13 protein-coding genes are annotated in these 17,247 nt (G+C 35.6%); 7 read left to right on the top strand and 6 right to left on the bottom strand.

From position 1 onward, the window contains the following. Positions 1–15 precede the first annotated feature (15 nt). Both AC1D0K_RS06200 and AC1D0K_RS06205 read left to right on the top strand, forming a co-directional pair. A complete protein-coding gene (locus tag AC1D0K_RS06200) occupies positions 16–270 on the top strand; it encodes a winged helix-turn-helix transcriptional regulator (protein WP_477463029.1) in 255 nt (84 codons plus the stop codon). A gap of 235 nt (positions 271–505) precedes the next feature. After that, positions 506–799, top strand: a complete 294-nt coding sequence (locus tag AC1D0K_RS06205; protein WP_477393327.1) for a hypothetical protein — start codon at positions 506–508, stop codon at positions 797–799. A 455-nt stretch (positions 800–1,254) separates the two neighbouring features. Here the strand turns inward: AC1D0K_RS06205 and AC1D0K_RS06210 are convergent, their stop codons facing one another. From AC1D0K_RS06210 to AC1D0K_RS06220, 3 genes are all read right to left on the bottom strand, one after another. After that, on the bottom strand, positions 1,255–2,415 hold the full coding sequence (locus AC1D0K_RS06210) for an ATP-binding protein (protein ID WP_477393325.1): 1,161 nt from the start codon (positions 2,413–2,415) through the stop codon (positions 1,255–1,257). A 100-nt stretch (positions 2,416–2,515) separates the two neighbouring features. Next, a complete protein-coding gene (locus tag AC1D0K_RS06215; protein WP_477393323.1) occupies positions 2,516–3,712 on the bottom strand; it encodes a PAS domain-containing sensor histidine kinase in 1,197 nt (398 codons plus the stop codon). A gap of 297 nt (positions 3,713–4,009) precedes the next feature. Then, positions 4,010–4,408 (bottom strand): response regulator, encoded by a 399-nt coding sequence (locus tag AC1D0K_RS06220; RefSeq protein ID WP_295711868.1) that lies wholly within the window; start codon positions 4,406–4,408, stop codon positions 4,010–4,012. Between the two features lie 203 nt (positions 4,409–4,611). Between AC1D0K_RS06220 and AC1D0K_RS06225 the strand changes: the two genes are divergently transcribed. Beyond that, the gene (locus tag AC1D0K_RS06225; protein WP_477393320.1) at positions 4,612–5,754 is read left to right on the top strand and encodes an acyltransferase family protein; all 1,143 of its coding nucleotides are present in this window, start codon (positions 4,612–4,614) and stop codon (positions 5,752–5,754) included. Positions 5,755–5,801: 47 nt separating this feature from the next. Here AC1D0K_RS06225 and AC1D0K_RS06230 read toward each other — a convergent pair whose 3' ends face one another. Continuing rightward, complete coding sequence (locus AC1D0K_RS06230) at positions 5,802–7,289, bottom strand: MATE family efflux transporter (protein ID WP_477393318.1); 1,488 nt, start codon at positions 7,287–7,289, stop codon at positions 5,802–5,804. 79 nt (positions 7,290–7,368) lie between these two features. Further along, positions 7,369–8,367, bottom strand: a complete 999-nt coding sequence (locus AC1D0K_RS06235; RefSeq protein WP_477393316.1) for a glycosyltransferase family 4 protein — start codon at positions 8,365–8,367, stop codon at positions 7,369–7,371. 165 nt (positions 8,368–8,532) lie between these two features. On the opposite strand from AC1D0K_RS06235, the gene AC1D0K_RS06240 reads away from it, so the two are divergent. The 4 genes from AC1D0K_RS06240 (at position 8,533) to AC1D0K_RS06255 (ending at position 15,278) form a co-directional block, all read left to right on the top strand. Then, the gene (locus tag AC1D0K_RS06240; protein ID WP_477463020.1) at positions 8,533–10,089 is read left to right on the top strand and encodes a glycosyl hydrolase family 28-related protein; all 1,557 of its coding nucleotides are present in this window, start codon (positions 8,533–8,535) and stop codon (positions 10,087–10,089) included. Positions 10,090–10,333: 244 nt separating this feature from the next. Then, a complete protein-coding gene (locus AC1D0K_RS06245; protein ID WP_477399944.1) occupies positions 10,334–11,881 on the top strand; it encodes a glycosyl hydrolase family 28-related protein in 1,548 nt (515 codons plus the stop codon). 285 nt (positions 11,882–12,166) lie between these two features. After that, a complete protein-coding gene (locus tag AC1D0K_RS06250; RefSeq protein ID WP_477443374.1) occupies positions 12,167–13,720 on the top strand; it encodes a glycosyl hydrolase family 28-related protein in 1,554 nt (517 codons plus the stop codon). Positions 13,721–14,048: 328 nt separating this feature from the next. After that, entirely contained in the window at positions 14,049–15,278 is a 1,230-nt protein-coding gene (locus AC1D0K_RS06255) for an O-antigen ligase family protein (protein ID WP_477443372.1), read from the top strand. A 530-nt stretch (positions 15,279–15,808) separates the two neighbouring features. On the opposite strand, the gene AC1D0K_RS06260 is transcribed toward AC1D0K_RS06255, so the two are convergent. Beyond that, positions 15,809–16,522 carry a WecB/TagA/CpsF family glycosyltransferase gene (locus AC1D0K_RS06260; protein WP_477443606.1) on the bottom strand — a complete coding sequence of 238 codons (714 nt, stop codon included), beginning with the start codon at positions 16,520–16,522 and terminating at the stop codon, positions 15,809–15,811. Between the last annotated feature and the right edge of the window lie 725 nt (positions 16,523–17,247).

A 17,247-nucleotide genomic window follows, 5' to 3' on the forward strand; every position in this document is an offset into this window, starting at 1 on the left:
AAGTCTGCCACGACAATGGACCGACTTGCCATGCTGGAACAGGAGGGGGTAATTTCCAAACGTACGGACCCTGATCATAAGGAAAAGGTTATTTACAGGTTGACGGAAAAAAGTATTGATCTATTACCAATATTGCTTGAATTTATAAGGTGGAGTCATAAGCATAAGTTCGTTGGTCAACGGACTTGGATAGGCTTTATATTGTTGATAAACAATGACTTATGTTTACGTTTCGGGATTGTGATAAATTCATTAAACTTTTCGATATAATGTTTTGTTTTCAGGTTTCTACTGGATATTACAGAAGGCTTTACCATGTGATTCCATGACCCAAGTTCATGGTATTTGTGTGATATGTTTTACTAATTGATTCATATTAGCATGATAAAAGTGTCTTGGAATGATATTTTAGATATTCCGGAACGATAGGGTCAACAATTCAGAAATATCCAGAATAGTTTCCAACGTATGAAACTTATTCGCCTGCCAACGCTAGTGTAGGCCTATGGCAACTATCAAAAATGTAAAACCACTCAGCGCTGAAAAGCTGTTTGACCTGTTAAAGACAGAATTCGCGGATTATATAAATGGAAAATTGGGTTCCAATCTGGCGATTGACTATGCGCATGTGTATGATGTGATCAATGTGTTGTTTCCAGAGGTGATCGAAGGCCCTGCCCTGACAATTATCGTAACAGACGATGAGTTATCCGTTACTGTTCATGATACGGATTCGGATTATAATACCGATTTGCTGCAAGAACATCTGATCGGTTTCCTGGAGTTACAAGCCGGTTAATCAATGGGTTATTTATTCGCCACGAGGTAAAGACCAACGAAGGCTTTATCGGAGGGATCACCGACCAATATACGTATAAGAGCTGGAATTTTTTGATCAGGGGGGGCACCGCAATAATTTGTTCGGCTTGAGAGGATGTTCCAGGAGGACGATAATCTCTACCGCATATTGGTTTTTTAATTCGTCCTCGCAATAGTTTTTGAGTTTTTCAATAGCCTTGTTAAACTTTTGAATTGTTCCTGCGATGTACAGGAACAATTTATATTTTTCAACTTAAATAACATTTTCAAGATTATTTAAGTCTTTTTATAATAGATATCTCAATTAATATACGTTTTCACTCCGGTGGCAACTATTGCTTTTTAAAAGCTCACGGTGGGTAAGCGGCTGACAACCCGCTTATTTTTAATCAGCAACAGGCCACAATAAAAAAAAACATAATATTATAAGAGGAATTACAAGCCCTTCGGAAGAATAAACCAAAATGTGGCACCCTTTTCGACCTCTGTATCTACTCCGATTTCACCGCCGTGTTTCCGGATAATCTCTGAGGATATGTATAAACCCAGACCTAAGCCGGAGCCTTGATTGCGGTTCTTGTCGACGCGGTAATACCGGTCAAATAGAAAAGGAACACATTCTGGAGAAATACCTTTCCCTTTATCGATAACGGAAACCTTTACGCGATTCCCCATATCCTCAACATTTAGGGTGATTTGCATTGAATCTGGAGCATACTTTACCGCATTATTGACCATAATCATTAATACCTGGTTTATTCTATACTTATCTGCAAATACGTTTAAGGATAAGTCACCTTTGTTAATAATTCGATACATCCCGTTTAAACGAACGTGATTGCAACAACCTTCAATAAGGTCCTTTAACAATAAAGATTTTTTGTTTAGCGTTAATTGCCCTTCACCCATTCTTGTGGAGTTCAACAAGTCTTCGACCAAATGGTTAAGTTTTTCAACATAGCGCTCCGCATCATGAGCCAGTTCTACCACTTTGGCTGGAATGGTCACGTTTTTTTGTATGATTCTATTAAATAACTGAATTACGGCCTTCAAACTGGTCAATGGTGTTTTTAATTCATGGCTTGCAACGTTTATAAATTCATCTTTGTCCAGCTTAATCTCCCGTTTAACTGTGATATTTTCGATAATGGTAAACCCTAAAGTTTTGCTATTATCCTCAAAAAGAATAGAATTTACATTACACCAGATCAGGCTGCCGTCCTTTCTTCGCAAGCAGGTTTCCAACGTAAACGATGGAGAAGATTTTTTCCATAGATTCTCTTGAAGCAATTTCCAATGCTGATGGTATTCTATAGGTGAATAATCAAGTATCCTGGTTCCCAAGATGTCTTCTTCGCGGTCATAACCCAACAGCGCTAGCAAGGCAGGATTAACCTCCAAAATTTTAAGATCTGGCCCGATGATTTTATTAGCCAGCCGTGACGATTTAAAAACGGTACGAAATCGAAGCTGGGAAACCTGGAAAGCCAACTGTTTATCGTTCCTGATATTAGCTAATTCTCCGGCAAACTTTAATTGCTGATTTTCCTTTTTTAAGGCAAAAATTTCTTTATTAAGATTTTCGATGGTTTCCATAGGATTATACGAGTATATTCCTTATACTCCGCAACTAAAGAAATCAGGGAAGGGGGACGATTGCTCATTGATACAAGCAATAGAATGGAATTTTGTTTGATTAATTAACGGCTATTGACTCTTCGTTCGGCAAAGTGAACCAAAAGGAAGAACCTTCACCAATTTTGCTTTCCACGCCAATTTCTCCATGATGTTTCTTAATGATCTCTGCAGAAATATAAAGCCCTAAACCTAAGCCCGAGCTGTGTTTATCGCCTTTACCTACCTGGTAATAACGCTCAAACAAATGTGGCAGATCTTCGGATGGTATTCCCTTTCCTTTATCAGTAACTGATATTTTTACGCTGGTAGATAATTGCTCTAACTTAATTGCTATTTCTTCGGAAGCTGGCGCGTATTTTACTGCATTGTTTACAAAATTAACCAGAATCTGGTCAATCTTATGCCTGTCTGCGTTGACTATGATCGAAAGATCACCGTTATGCGTAACGTAGTGTTTTCTGTCTAATCTCAAATGATTACAGCAACCTTCAATCACCTCAGAGAGCGGAAATTTACGCTTATTAACAGATAATTGGCCCTGTTCAAGCTTGGACGCGTTCAACAGATCTTCGACAAGATGGATTAGTTTGGAGGTATAAAGTTGTGCTTCGTGAGCGAGGTTAGCAATCTTTTCCGGAATTGTTTCCTCCTTTTTGATCATTCGGTTTAGCAATTGTAACACCGCTTTAAGGCTGGTTATAGGCGTTTTTAATTCATGGCTGGCGATTGCTATAAACTCCTCTTTCTGTAATTTAAGTGCATGTTGTTCTGTAATATCCTGGATGATGGTATAACCTAAGTTATGGCCCTGATCCGGAAACAAAATAGAGGTAACATTTACCCAAATCAACGTTTTATCCTTTTTGATGAGCACGGTTTCCAAACTAAAGAACGGGGTCGATTTCTCCCATAAATGTTCTTGGAGTAATTCCCAATGGGCATGATGGTCTTGTGGTGAATAGTCCAGTATCCGAGTTCCAATGATCTCCTCTTTATGATCGTAGCCCAGCAGGGTGACCATAGCAGGGTTGATCTGCGTGATTTTTAAATCTGAAGTGATGACTTTGTTGCCCAATTTGGAAAGTTCGAAAATAGTCCGGAAACGCATCTGACTTTCCTGATAGGCAAGTTGTTTGGCTTCAGAACTTTCAGTACTTTGTAAGTGCTGAATTTCTTTTCTTAGCCTAACATTTTCACTTTTTAGCGAATTGATTATTTCTAAGGTGTTAACTGAATCTTTTTCCTCACTTTTCATAATTCAAATTATGGAACAAAGGTATGTCTTTAGTGGTGGTTTATTTTGGAAAAAAGATTCCATCAACCATAGTCTTCAAATTTTGATTTAAAATTGCAACGTTTAATGCTCCCATCACTCGTGGGATAACCATTAGATCATTTCTTTCGCCCAGTGCTATTATGTCAAAAAAATAGGTCAAAACAACGGTTCTGTATTGATATTATTGGCAGTTCAACATACAATGTTGTATGGTCAAAATAAAGATAATTAATTCCATATCTCCAACAGAGCTATATTGTTAAGTGCGAATGTTGATTAATTGGACCACTTTAAAAACAAATCTTCCAACATCTGCTTTTTGAACGGTTTACTTATAAATGATTTAACGAATGAATATTTTTTTGATTTTAATATGTCTCTCGGATCAATCGAAGACGATACTATATGAACCTCTATTTCTTTGTTAAAGCCAGGAATTAAGTTGTTAAAATGTTTAAGAAATTCCCACCCGCTAAACTCCGGCATATTCAGATCTAAAAATATAACGTCGGGAATTTGATCAGATTGATTGATGTTTTCTTTAAGCGATTGAATTGTTGACTTGCCATCTAAACTGTGCACAGCATTTGGGAATAATTTATAGGTATCAAGCATTCTTTGCACAATAAAATGTTCAATAGGGTTGTCATCAATCATTAAAAGCCGGCACATCATAAACTTGTTAAATTTATAAACTGTATGCAAACCCAATGCCGTTTGGTGTTTTAAGCCAAAGCATTGTGTTTACCTGGTTTTTCTTCTTAAATAGTGTACAACCATTGTACGTTTTTCATTGATCTTAAGGATATGTTAGAAATTAATGGCACGGCGATTGAGCTGGAAGGATACTACACCTAAAAAACAGAAATTAATTATTGATGGATCCCTTTAACGCTGCATTTATACGCCAGGAAAAACGATGGAAATGGATTGATTATGACAAAGGCATTAGTATAATACTGGTTGGTTATGGTCATTGTTACGAAACTTTGAAAGAACATGGTTTGGCATTAGACAAGTATCCTTTTTTTAATTACATAGGTGTCTTCTTATATGGCTTCAGGATGCCCTTATTTTTCATCATCTCGGGCTTGCTTATTGCTAAAAGTTTAAGTAAAAAGGGCTTGGCCACCTACATAGGTAACCGAAGCAACAATATATTATGGCCATTATTTGTTTGGGGCGTTATCCAGGTTACTTTACAGATTATTATGAACCATTTTACCCATAATGGTTTTACGCCGGTAGATTATTTCAATTTAATTATCAACCCGAGACGTACAGGGATTTTCTGGTATTTGAATGCACTATATTGTATAGGCGTAATTTATGCTTTCTTACATGTTAAACTTAAAGTTCCGGCTCTTGCACAGGTCGCCATTGGTGCACTTTTATATTCATTGTTCCCGTTGATGTATAGTTTAAAAGCGGGATTATTTACAGACATTTTTGAATACTATCTTTTTTTTGCTTTGGGCGATTTGTTGTCAAAAGTGATGTTAGATAGCAGAAAAATTGAAATTTATACGTCGTGGAGGTTTTTTGTTCCACTGCTGATATCGTTCGTTGTTATACAATATTACTGTACCCCAACAAACCTTCAGGCTTCTGATTTAGGTATCAGAAACATAGAGATAAATAAGCCCTATTTATTCTTTTTACAAGCTGCTATTGGTTGCGCGCTCTCTATTAATTGTTCTTTCTTCTTGCAAAAACTAAATATCCTGTCCTTTCTTAGGATCGTAGGTTACCATTCGCTTTATATTTACTGCGCACAAATAATTGTAATGACAGTAATGCGCATTATTTGTTTGAGTCTTCTTCACATTACCTATGTACCCGCTTTGATATTGGTGATTTGGGTATCTGGCATCGTATTACCGATATTCTTTTATAACTTTTGTTTAAGATATGGATTCTGGTGGTTGTTTAGCTATAAAAAGCCTGTAAAACAAATAGACTATATCAAGAGCGCAGCTCTCTTTGGGTTTGCAAACAATAAGAAACTGGCCCGGACATAACAAAGATCCGGAAAAATTTTGCGTTCAGTCCCCCTGATTAAATCCGGCTATATACCCGTGATATTGTTGCGTAATGCCGCTTTTCTCGAGGTGAAATCCATTTGTATTTTTTTACCGCCAAATGCTATTAGCAGTGTAATGATCCAGGTTACTGAAAAAAGCAGGTAGGGGTTAATTAATCTGCTGAAGAAAATGTAAGCCGAGACGAAAATGATAGTAATAACATAATATTGCATTACTGACCGTATCGTCACCATTTTACGCCTTAGTAACAAAATATCCTGCGAGATATGAAAAATCAGGAAGGACGCGAAAATCGAATAATTTACAACACTTAATGATTTAATGTACAAGAACCCCACAACGCACATGGTGAGGTTAACCACCAATGCTATAATGTTAAATAACATATCTTGTTTTTCCATTTTCATGGCAATTAAAATGTTGGCCTGCAATAATGCTGTTGGAAAAACCAATATGGTTAAAAACATTTGCCGTGTATAATAGGGGTTACTTAGGTAGGTATTGCCAAAAGCTATAGGAATTAATTTATCTGAAAAAGAGTATATGAATGTATAGGCCAGCCAACCAAATAAAAGGTAATAAACATGCATTTTTTTGTAAAACGTAAAGAAATCTGCCTTATCTGGCTTTGAATAATGCTTTACTAACAGCGGAAAAACTGAGGTTGAAATAACCACAGGCAATATTTGGGCGATGGAGAAAATCTTGAAAGATATTTCATAGTTCGCAACATCAAAAGCTGTTAATACTTTTGAAATTATGATGTTGCACATTCGCCAATTGATGATTGATACTCCTCCTATTATTACAAATGCCCAGTTAAGAATCACTAACATTTTCATATCAAGATAAGTAACCTTACATCGCCAAAGTGTTTTTGCAGTTACAAGATTAGATGAGCCAAAGGATAGAAATAAATTAAGCGTTAAAAACCGGATACCAATTAAAATAACAGATAAAGTTATAATAGATAAAGGGTAAACAAAAAGCAGGCAAGCGGCAACAAATTTCAGTATTGACTCGATAGTCAGGATTATAAAGGTTTTCTTTTGCTCAAAATTGGCAATGTTTAATGATTTTATGCCATTTATAAGGTTGTCAAATATCACGTTAACACCTAATAAGATAATCAGAATACGGGTAAATTGATCATCGTATATTAAAAATGCCAACCCAAAGTTGACAACGTAAAATGCCATTCCAAAATAGATCTGCATTTTTATAAACTTGCTTATCAGGGTTTCTTTATCCTCGGTATGAATAAATTCCCTTATAAACCATTGGCTTAAACCCATGGTTGAAAAGGCCGTAACCAATTGATAAATGGCATTGGCAACAATGTATTTAGCAAAAATTGCTGTAGGGTACTTTCGGGCCAGGATCACAAAAAATAAGCTCAGAAACAACGTTTGCGACATTTGTGATATGATGCCCCAACTACTGTTTTTAAATAGCGAACTTTGAAATAAACCTGAAATTTTTGTCGTAAGTGTATTATAAGCAATCTTCATTCTATCCGTAGCTGAGTCAATTGTGGGGTTAATATCATTCGTTGTTTTCGGCTTTTTAAAATGGCATCGAATGATAGTGTTATAAAGAGTTAATGAGCCGTGTATAGTTTTCAATCATGACATCATAGGTAAACATTTTTTCGTAATGCTGTCTGCTGTTTCTGCTCATTTGCTGATAATCCAGTTGTGATAAATTAACTATACTATTTATCTGACTGGCCAAAGTATCCCAGTTTTCAGTTAGTTCAATACAATTTAAGCCGGGTACACCTATTTCTAAATTTCCGCCTACATCATTAACCAGTAACGGTTTTCCAAGCATAATACCTTCAATTAAAGATATTGGCAGGCCTTCCTGGGTAGAAAAAAGCATTAAAAAATCAACTTCCTTCACCAAATTATTCACGTTCTCAACAAAACCGAGGGCTTTAAAGTTTGTGGTGTTGTTGCATTTTTCTTCTAATTGTGTATAATCCGGGCCTTTGCCGGCAAACAAAATTTCAATATCCTCGTGCAATTTGCCTTTTAAACAATCAACAATCATCAACTGCCTTTTAACATCAATTACTCTTGCTGAATATAATATTTTTATTTTCCTGCTTTTTTTAAATGAAGACACCTCTTGATTCGTATCCTCATCCATAATGCCATTATAAATCAGGGTTATCTTTCGATTTTTTAAATTAAAATAACCGAGTAGATTTTCGGTAACCTTTTTTGAAATAGATACGATGTCATTTGGGAAAAATGAAAACCGGCTATGCGTGCTATACACATTATGTGCTACATATATGATCCTGGTATTTAAAAAGAAAACCCATTTAATTACCATAATTAACGCCATGATGTTCCTGGCGTGAACAATAAGTACTTTATTATTTAAATAAAATGGGTTAGTAAATTTTACATATTCGCATTTTTGAATTCTGTATTTAGGATGTAATTGTTCAAAAGGTGTAAAACCTAATATCTTACAATTGTATTTACCTTTTATTCCATTGTGCAGATCTAAAAGGACTTTTTGGGCGCCACCATATTCGTTAAGATCGGATGTGGTGGACAATATTTCTAAAGCCATTGTTATTTATTAATTACAATAAGCTCTTAATTCAAGAAGATTCTTGTAATATTTCATGTTTTTTTTCGTTAGAACAACCTATTGTTTAAAATGTTTTCTAATTTTTACATTTTAATTCTATTTATTTAATTGTTTTATTTACTAATTAAATTTAAACCCCCGCTTATGACGAAACTATTGGTTTTTGTAGCATCATTATGTTTATTCTCATGCAAAAAGGAGGCCACTTCTTCCAAAGCTTTTCAATCAGAGTCATTTAGCAATTCATTAACAATTAATTCATCTATTTCAGCGGCGGCATCTTCCTCTGTAAATGTTAAAGATCATGGGGCAAAAGGTGATGGCGTAACAGACGATACCGAAGCCATTAAAAATTCCCTGGTGTTTGCGAAAGCCAACGGTATCCCCAATATTTACTTCCCCGATGGAAGTTATATGGTAGGCGCCACAGGAAACGGAGGCGGCATAATTCAATTGGTTGATGGGGTTGGGATGATAGGTACAGGGGTGGCAACCTGCCATATTAAACTTACCGGCGGAAGGCACAATCCCAATCCGTTATTTTATCAATATTATGTAGGCACCCCATCTATTAGTAACCTGGTGATACAGGGTATTGATTTCAACGGAAATTTGGCCAGTCAAACTTTTGATGCCGACTACCAGTTTTGTACTGCATTAAGTATAAACAACGGCAAAAACATTGAAGTGAAAAATTGCAAATTTCAGAGTTTCAGGGGGGATGGCTTGCTTTTCGGCGATGTCTTTGAACCAAGCCTGAATGCCAGAATTGTAACAGGCATAAAGGTACATGATTGTGAATTTTTTAATATATACCGTGAAGGCACGATGTTTTGTTGCGTTAACGGTTCCTCATTTTACAATAATAACGTTCATGGCGATGGCTACCTTGTAGGCGGTGTGGACATTGAAAGGCATAGTGTTAATGAAGCTGTATTAAACGTTTCAGTTTATAATAATGTATTTAATTTTGGCGATGGCTATGGCCCCGTTGAGCGTGGCGGCCCCAAAGTGAGGTATCGCCGGGCAGTAACCATGGGTTTCTTTTATAACGGCTACAATAACGGAATAGCTGATTCTTTAAGTGGACATCATAAAATCTACAATAACAAAATTTACCAGGGGCAAATTGATTGCTGGAACATCATTAATGTAAGCATATCCGGCAATAGTTTTAACAATAGCTATGAAAATATAGCAGGAGTTAGTTTTTTAACAGCGCCGGCAATTAAAATATCAGATAATACAACAATTAGCGGTCTTGTAAATGTATATGCAGATAATAACGTCATTAACTCTGCCATGGGCAATGGAATAGCTTTCAAAAACTATTCAAAGGTTACCGCAAATAAAAATACAATAACCGGAACACCTGCAGATGGAATCAACGTGCTTGGTACCAGTGGTTGCTTTTATGGCAACCTGATAACTGATGCAGGAACAGCAGCAACACCGTGTTCGGGAATTTTGATTAACGGAAATTCGTCCGGTTTATTCGTGTCGACTAATCAAGCAACAAACAGCCAAGCAGGTAGTAATCAGACTATGGACTATGTAGTAAAAATAGCGAGCGCAAATAACGGGCAAGTGCCACCCCGAATAATTGGCAATAGGGGGAAAAAAATGCTGAAGGGAGTTGTTAGCGAATATTACTATCAGCAAAACTACGTACAAGATATTGACAATTTAACGGTTAATTGAGATCGTTTTCACGCTCTGAAAAAATCAGGGAGTCCTAATTCTCTTTTATTGAGGCGGTATTTTTTTAAGTAAATACTACTTTACATATTACACATTTTATTTTGCTTTCCTTGCAAAATAAAATGTATAATTCTGTTACAAAATTTCCAGAATAAAAATTTTGTAACAGATAACTTAATTAATTGTTTGTAACAAATTAATTACGATAACGTACAAAGGGGCATATTGATTAAAATACACCCTAATGAAGAAGATTTTAGTAATCGCTGCTATTTTCATAAATTTTGGATGCAAAAAGGAAAGTGTAATTTTAAACCCCCCAACATCAAACAGTTTAACTCCGGTTAACAGTACACAAAGTTTTTCAACGTCCACAACTTATGTTAGCGTAAAAACTCAGGGCGCAAAAGGCGACGGAATAACCGACGACACAAAAGCCATCAGAAGTGCCCTGCTGTATGCAAAAGCCAATGGGATTGCCAATATCTATTTTCCAGATGGCACATACATGATTGGCGAAACAGGTGATGGTGGTGGCACAATCAAGCTGGTCGATGGCGTAGGTATGATGGGTACGGGAGTTGCAACGTGTCATATCAAGTTAACTGGCGGCAGGTATAACCCCAATCCTGTTTTTTACCAGGACTATATCGGTAGTCCTTCTGTCGGCAACCTAGTGGTGCAAGGAATTGATTTTGATGGTAATATTGCTAACCAGAGATATGACGCCGCATACCAGTTTTGTCACGCATTTAAAATTAACAACGGCAAAAATATCGAAGTTAAAAATTGCAAATTTCAAGGCTGGAGAGGCGACGGGCTATTATTTGGCGACACCTTTGAACCAACCTTGAATGTCAGGATAGTTACTAATGTGAATGTGCATGATAGTGAATTTTTTAACATTTACCGAGAAGGTATTATGTTTTGCTGCGTAAACGGAGCTTCGTTTTATAATAATAATATACATGGAGATGGCTACCTGGTAGGTGGTGTCGATATTGAAAGACACAGTATAAATGAAAGTGTGCTAAATGTTTCTGTATACAATAACACATTTAACTTTACTGATGGGTATGGCCCTGTTGAGCGCGGAGGTCCAAAGGTTCGGTATCGCCGGGCGGTAACCATGGGTTTTTTTTATAATGGTTACGCCAACGCCACCGCCGATTCATTGAGCGGTCACCATAAAATTTACAATAATAAAATTTGCCAGGGACAAATTGATTGTTTCAGAATAATTAACGTAAGTATATCTGGCAATACCATAACCAATGCGTACGAAAACATTGCAGGTGTTAACTTTACAACTGTCCCATCTATCAACGTGGCAGACCCAGGTGCAACCAAAGGGTTAATTAATGTAAATGTTGATAATAATATCATTACCTCGGCTATGGGTAATGGTATATCGTTTTACAACTACTCAAAAGTTACGGCTAATGCAAATACAATTACAGGCACACCACTTGATGGCATAAATATTTTAGGAACAAGCGGTTGCTTTTACGGCAATAACATCACAAATGCAGGCACAGTTGCTACACCTGCATCCGGCATTCTTATCAATGGTAATTCTTCTGGCCTGTATGTGGCGTCAAATATAGCTGTGAATACAACAAGCGGCATCAACCGCACCACAGATTATGTTGTTAAAATAGGTAGCTCCAATAACGGCGCCGTGCCACCCCAAATAGTTAATAACACTGCGAAGAATGCCCTTAAAGGTGTAATTTCACAGTATTACTACCAATTAAATTATATAACCAGCTTAAATAATATTGCTATATAATGATGGCTTAGGCTATTAGCTACTTAAATTATCGCAATAATAAAACGAGCTCTTAAAAATTTTATTTTTTACTTTTATTTTTTTGCAGACATTACTTAAAGAGGTAATGTTCATTTGACTTTTAAATTTCCTGTGATCAAAACGGGATCTCCAAAAAAAGTAGTATCCACTTCAATTTACAGGTTGAAAAATAGCGGGGGTTTCATAACATGAAAATATATTAATTGTTTGTAACAAAAATATCTAATTGGCGTAAACAGGGACGTATTGATTTAACCCTCCCTAATGAAACAGTTTTTACTAATTATTGCGATTTTTTTTATTTGCTCATGTAAAAAAGAAGATCAGCTTACGCCTTCGCAGCCTGAAAACATGGTGGCAATAAGTACCAATGCAAACAGCCTGGCTGTTGCATCTTTAGCTGTTATCAATGTAAAAGATCAGGGGGCAAAGGGAAATGGCATAACAGACGATACCAAGGCGATTAGAAATGCCCTTATTTACGCAAAATCACATAATATAGCCAATATTTATTTCCCCGATGGCGAATACATGATAGGTGAAACAGGAAATGGCGGAGGTATCATTAAACTCGTTGATGGTGTGGGGATGATTGGTAACGGACCAGCAACTTGCCATATAAAATTAACAGGTGGAAGATACAACCCTAATTCTATTTTTTACCAGGAATATACAGGTACCCCATTTGTTGGTAACCTGGTAATACAGGGTATAGATTTTAATGGCAATCTCGCACTGCAAAAATATGATGCATCTTACCAGTTTTGCCACGCGTTAAGTATAAACAATGGTAAAAATATTGAAGTTAAAAACTGCAAGTTTCAAAACTTCAGGGGGGATGGCTTATTATTTGGCGATTGTTTTGAAACAAAGTTAAATTTAAGGACGGTTGCCAACGTAAGTATTCATGATTCGGAATTTTTTAATATTTATCGTGAAGGAGCCATGTTTTGCGCAGTAAATGGGGCTGCATTTTATAATAATAACGTACATGGCGATGGTTACCTGGTGGCTGGCGTGGATATTGAAAGACATGGCGTTAATGAAAGTGTGTTAAATGTTTCTGTATACAATAACACTTTTAATTTTACTGATGGCTATGGCCCGGTTGAGCGTGGAGGTTCAAAAGTACGCTATCGGCGGGCAGTTAGCATGGGGTTTTTCTATGGCGGATATAAAAATGGGATTGCTGATTCATTAAGCGGCCATCATAAAATTTATAATAATAAAATATATCAAGGGCAAATTGACTGTTGGGGGATGATAAACGTGAGCATAACAGGCAATGCTATCAAAAACACTTACGAAAACATAAGTGGTGTAAATTTTTTAACCGCCCCGGCCATTAATATTTCTGATGCTGCTAAAACAACAGGACTTATAAACGTAGTGGTTAATAGTAACACCATAAGTTCTGCAATGATGGGCAATGGGGTTTTGTTTAATAATTATTCGCAAATACAAGGTAACGCAAATATTATTACTGGAACTTTGGCAGATGCTATTAATCTGTTGGGCAGTTCCGGTAACGTCAGTAATAATACCATCAGCAATGTTGGTGCAATTAACAAACCGGCCGCTGGTATAATTATTAGCGGCAATTCATCAGGATTGATCATTTCTGGTAACCAGGGCATTAACACAACATCGGGAAAAAACCGAACTATGGATTATGTGGTGAAAATTGTAAGTGCAAATAATGGTAAAGTGGTCCCAAAAATCATGAATAACAAAGGTCGCAATATGTTATCTGGTGTAATTTCTATTTATTGGCTTCAACCTACATTTGCGCAATTAATTAATAACCTTGCAAATTAAATATAACATTCCAGATTGAAAAAGGGGAGGTGCGAAAGCAGCTCCCTTTCGGGCTTAAGCAGATTGTGAATTACTCGTTGTTTAAAAGAAAGCAAAAAAAGCAAAACTTTTTGACGAATAAAAGATTATACCATGGGTTAACAGGAAAGCTTCTTAAAAGAAAGCGTTTAAATAATATCCTGCTGTTTCCTTAACTATGCTTTTAAAAATTTTAATTTTTTTTGCCCTCGTTATTGTTTATTTAATTTGGTACTCAACACTTTTAATTAAACAAAAAGATACGTCGCATCTTTTTTTTAGTTTTATTGTTACCTGCATTCCTTTCCAGATGTCTTTTCCTTTGTTTACGCCGCAATACGTGTCAACCGATGGTATTGGATCTTTTACAGGTAAAATATTCCTGATGCTGCCATTAATTGCTTCGGTTATTTTGTTGCTGATACAGAAAAATAAAAACGTATTTTACATATATAAAAATGAGCGATGGATACTATGGGTGGGGATTTTAATTGTTATTTCTTTTATAAATCCCTTTAACGTAGCAAGATGGGGAACCGTAGCTTTTGCAGTGGCTATGTTTTCATACATTTTTTACTTTCGCCTGGTTTACAACAGTCTCAATCCGCTTCAAATTCTTCGAGGAATTTTTACAAGTTTTTTGATCCTTTGCATCCTTAATTTTGTGTTGGCTATTTTGTATCCCGTATTGGGTGTTACTTTTGTTACTACAATTTTTCAGGCAGGCGGAGATATATGGGCTACCAGGAATGGTACCAGAGCCGGAGCGATCGGCATTTTTGTAACTCCTGCTAATCTTGGGTTATTCTCAGTAATAGCATCAGGTTTCTTTTTTGCCAGTTATTTAAATGGTTTCGAAAAAAAAATCAGTCTGTTAACCCTAATATTAACGGCTATAACAATTATTCTTACCTATTCCAGAACGTCATATATCACATTGGTAGTAATACTATTTGCCATGTTTTATATATACAAAAATGCCAATAAACCTCTGCTCTCATTAAAAAGTTTTTTTTTGGGGATGGTACCAGCTTTGTTGGTTTTATATTGGCTGGTGTTTCTTTCGCCGTTCAGCGCTACCTTTCTTAAAACCGATGCCGATGATATGTATCAGGCACGCCTGGATCACTGGACAATGGGTTTAGAAATTTTTCATACTTCGCCCATAATTGGTGTCGGTATAAATAGTCATCTGGAATTTGTAAACAGATCCCCAGGTTTGAGCAGGATTGTCCATAATGACTTTTTAACGTCAAATCCTATCCATAATACACACTTAATTATCCTTGCAGAAACCGGCATAGTGGGCTTTTCATTATGGATTATTTTTATAATCTCAGGGTTTAGGAAAGCCAAGATCAATTTGTCTCAAAATATTAATACCATATTGTCATTAACTCAAATATCATTGATCATGACTTATATTATTTATGGTTTTACAGATTGGGCGCCGGTTTCACATTCAACATTTCCAATCTTTTTACTATTTACATTTTTCTTCAATAAATATAGCCCGGAAAGCCAAGTCCCGACTGTATAAAATAAATCGCATTATTAACGCAGCTTAATCTATATAAAAGTTCAAATAGCTTAAATATTATAGGGTGTCGACTTGATTTTTTTGGTAGAGAAACTATCCGTTAATTACCGTTGGCAATAAAGTTATTGCCTATAAAAGGAGTGGTTTAATTGCTTATATTCAGGCTTTTATAATATATTGTATTTCTACTGCTAATAAACCTAAATTAAATATAACGTAAACATAAACCTTATCGTGAGCAATCCGTATACAGGTGTATTGGAGTAACAGATTTATAATATGGATAATAAAAAGTTTGGTATATTGCTTACTTTGATTAACTTCTTTAGTACTATCACATTAGAAAAATTTTGGAAAAACGGCGTTAAACTCGTTTTCAAAAAAAAAAAGAGTGAATCTTACTCTTCAGAATTCAAGCCTGTTGTTAAAACATCTTTAAATCCAGTTAGTTAAAGCAAATTATGTTGGAGCTACTCATCCGGTATTTGTTGGTTTATTAATAAACCGTTTTACCAGAGCCCGCTCTTGCTTTATTTTGAGTTAGTACAGAAATCACTATCAAAACTTGCCAAATCGTCGTTTTTTGAAACTACTTTTATGTTCTTTCGCGCCGCAGCAATTTTTAAATCGTCGTTAATATAAACCTCGTCTGATTGTTTTTCTACATTAAACAATTGTGTTAAAATTAAATAGCAAAACATAGGGTATGTTTTTATTGATCTTTTCAAAAAGCCTTTCTCTCTAAACATCCTATAAAAAAACCTTAAATTTAATTTATCAATAAATTGCGGGTAAAAATTAATTTCGAGTTTTGATTGGTGTAAAAATCCACCGCAGGTATAAACTGCACCATCATAACCGGCCTTTCTTAAATCCAGTACCATACTTTCCTGCAAAATTGTTCCCATTCCTACAAAAATCATATCAGGGTTTAATTTTACAATGTGATCTATAGCTTCATCCCGATCAACTTTACTGCTAAAATAACCCTTTCTGAATCCAGCAATATTCAGCGCAGGGAAATTGTTTCTGAAAACGTTAACAGACCCTTCAATCCCGCTTTCGTCAGTTCCTAAGAAAAACACACTTAAATTATCCGCTATAGCAATATTAAAAACATAGGGAACTACAGATGTCATGTCACAAGAAAATCTTTTTATCTTAAATGTAACGGCCTTAAATAAATTAAGAACATGCACAATCAATATTCCATCGGGTGCTATAAAATCAAAGTCCTCAAACAATTCGGCTCTTTTAAATGCAAGTGTATAGGAATGTGGATTTAAAAAAGTGATCAGCTTCTTATTACGTGGATCGAAATCTTCTATCGTGCGAGGTATTTTTGAGGTGAAAATGTTATAAATATCCATTAAAGTGGCGATACTGAGTTAAATTATTATACTGATGAATTGTAGCATTGATAATTATGCCTACTCAAACCAAGAGCCAACTTATTGATTATCCTATTTGCTGCTTATGATTTTTATTCCTGATTGCAGATGCCACAACCATCAGGAATAAATAAAGTCTCTTATAATAGAACATTTTTTCCCACAACGAGCTTTTTTCTACTATTTAGAAATTTTTTAGCCCATTTTTTCTCAAATTGCGGACACAATGATATAAATACAGTACATATTTGTATTGAAATGAATAATAATAATTGAAAGAAAATTACTTTTTTAATAAACGAACATTTATTTTATTGTTGGATCGTTTATTTTTTCATTGTTACAAGTGGTGGGGATGTTCATTAAAGTAAGTGTGATAAAGAATCCCGTTTTCGCCCGTAAAGAGCATCTTTTTCCTCATGAAGGGTAATTAAAAACAACTACCGTCTATTGTCGCATTAATTATTAGTTTTAAAACAAACGCCAAAGTTGAATGTAAAGGTTTTCATTTAATTGCGACTTTAAGAATGAATATCTTAACGAAAAAATAAATCTAAGGGACGATTTATAATTTCATT

Source organism: Mucilaginibacter sp. P1_A3 (genome assembly GCF_056406855.1).

Excerpts from the sequence above, each read along its gene's own strand:
- AC1D0K_RS06200 (WP_477463029.1), top strand. The coding sequence starts at position 16 with ATGGACCGACTTGCCATGCTGGAACAGGAGGGGGTAATTTCCAAACGT.
- AC1D0K_RS06205 (WP_477393327.1), top strand. The coding sequence starts at position 506 with ATGGCAACTATCAAAAATGTAAAACCACTCAGCGCTGAAAAGCTGTTT.
- AC1D0K_RS06210 (WP_477393325.1), bottom strand. The coding sequence starts at position 2,415 with ATGGAAACCATCGAAAATCTTAATAAAGAAATTTTTGCCTTAAAAAAG.
- AC1D0K_RS06215 (WP_477393323.1), bottom strand. The coding sequence starts at position 3,712 with ATGAAAAGTGAGGAAAAAGATTCAGTTAACACCTTAGAAATAATCAAT.
- AC1D0K_RS06220 (WP_295711868.1), bottom strand. The coding sequence starts at position 4,408 with ATGATGTGCCGGCTTTTAATGATTGATGACAACCCTATTGAACATTTT.
- AC1D0K_RS06225 (WP_477393320.1), top strand. The coding sequence starts at position 4,612 with ATGGATCCCTTTAACGCTGCATTTATACGCCAGGAAAAACGATGGAAA.
- AC1D0K_RS06230 (WP_477393318.1), bottom strand. The coding sequence starts at position 7,289 with ATGAAGATTGCTTATAATACACTTACGACAAAAATTTCAGGTTTATTT.
- AC1D0K_RS06235 (WP_477393316.1), bottom strand. The coding sequence starts at position 8,367 with ATGGCTTTAGAAATATTGTCCACCACATCCGATCTTAACGAATATGGT.
- AC1D0K_RS06240 (WP_477463020.1), top strand. The coding sequence starts at position 8,533 with ATGACGAAACTATTGGTTTTTGTAGCATCATTATGTTTATTCTCATGC.
- AC1D0K_RS06245 (WP_477399944.1), top strand. The coding sequence starts at position 10,334 with ATGAAGAAGATTTTAGTAATCGCTGCTATTTTCATAAATTTTGGATGC.
- AC1D0K_RS06250 (WP_477443374.1), top strand. The coding sequence starts at position 12,167 with ATGAAACAGTTTTTACTAATTATTGCGATTTTTTTTATTTGCTCATGT.
- AC1D0K_RS06255 (WP_477443372.1), top strand. The coding sequence starts at position 14,049 with ATGTCTTTTCCTTTGTTTACGCCGCAATACGTGTCAACCGATGGTATT.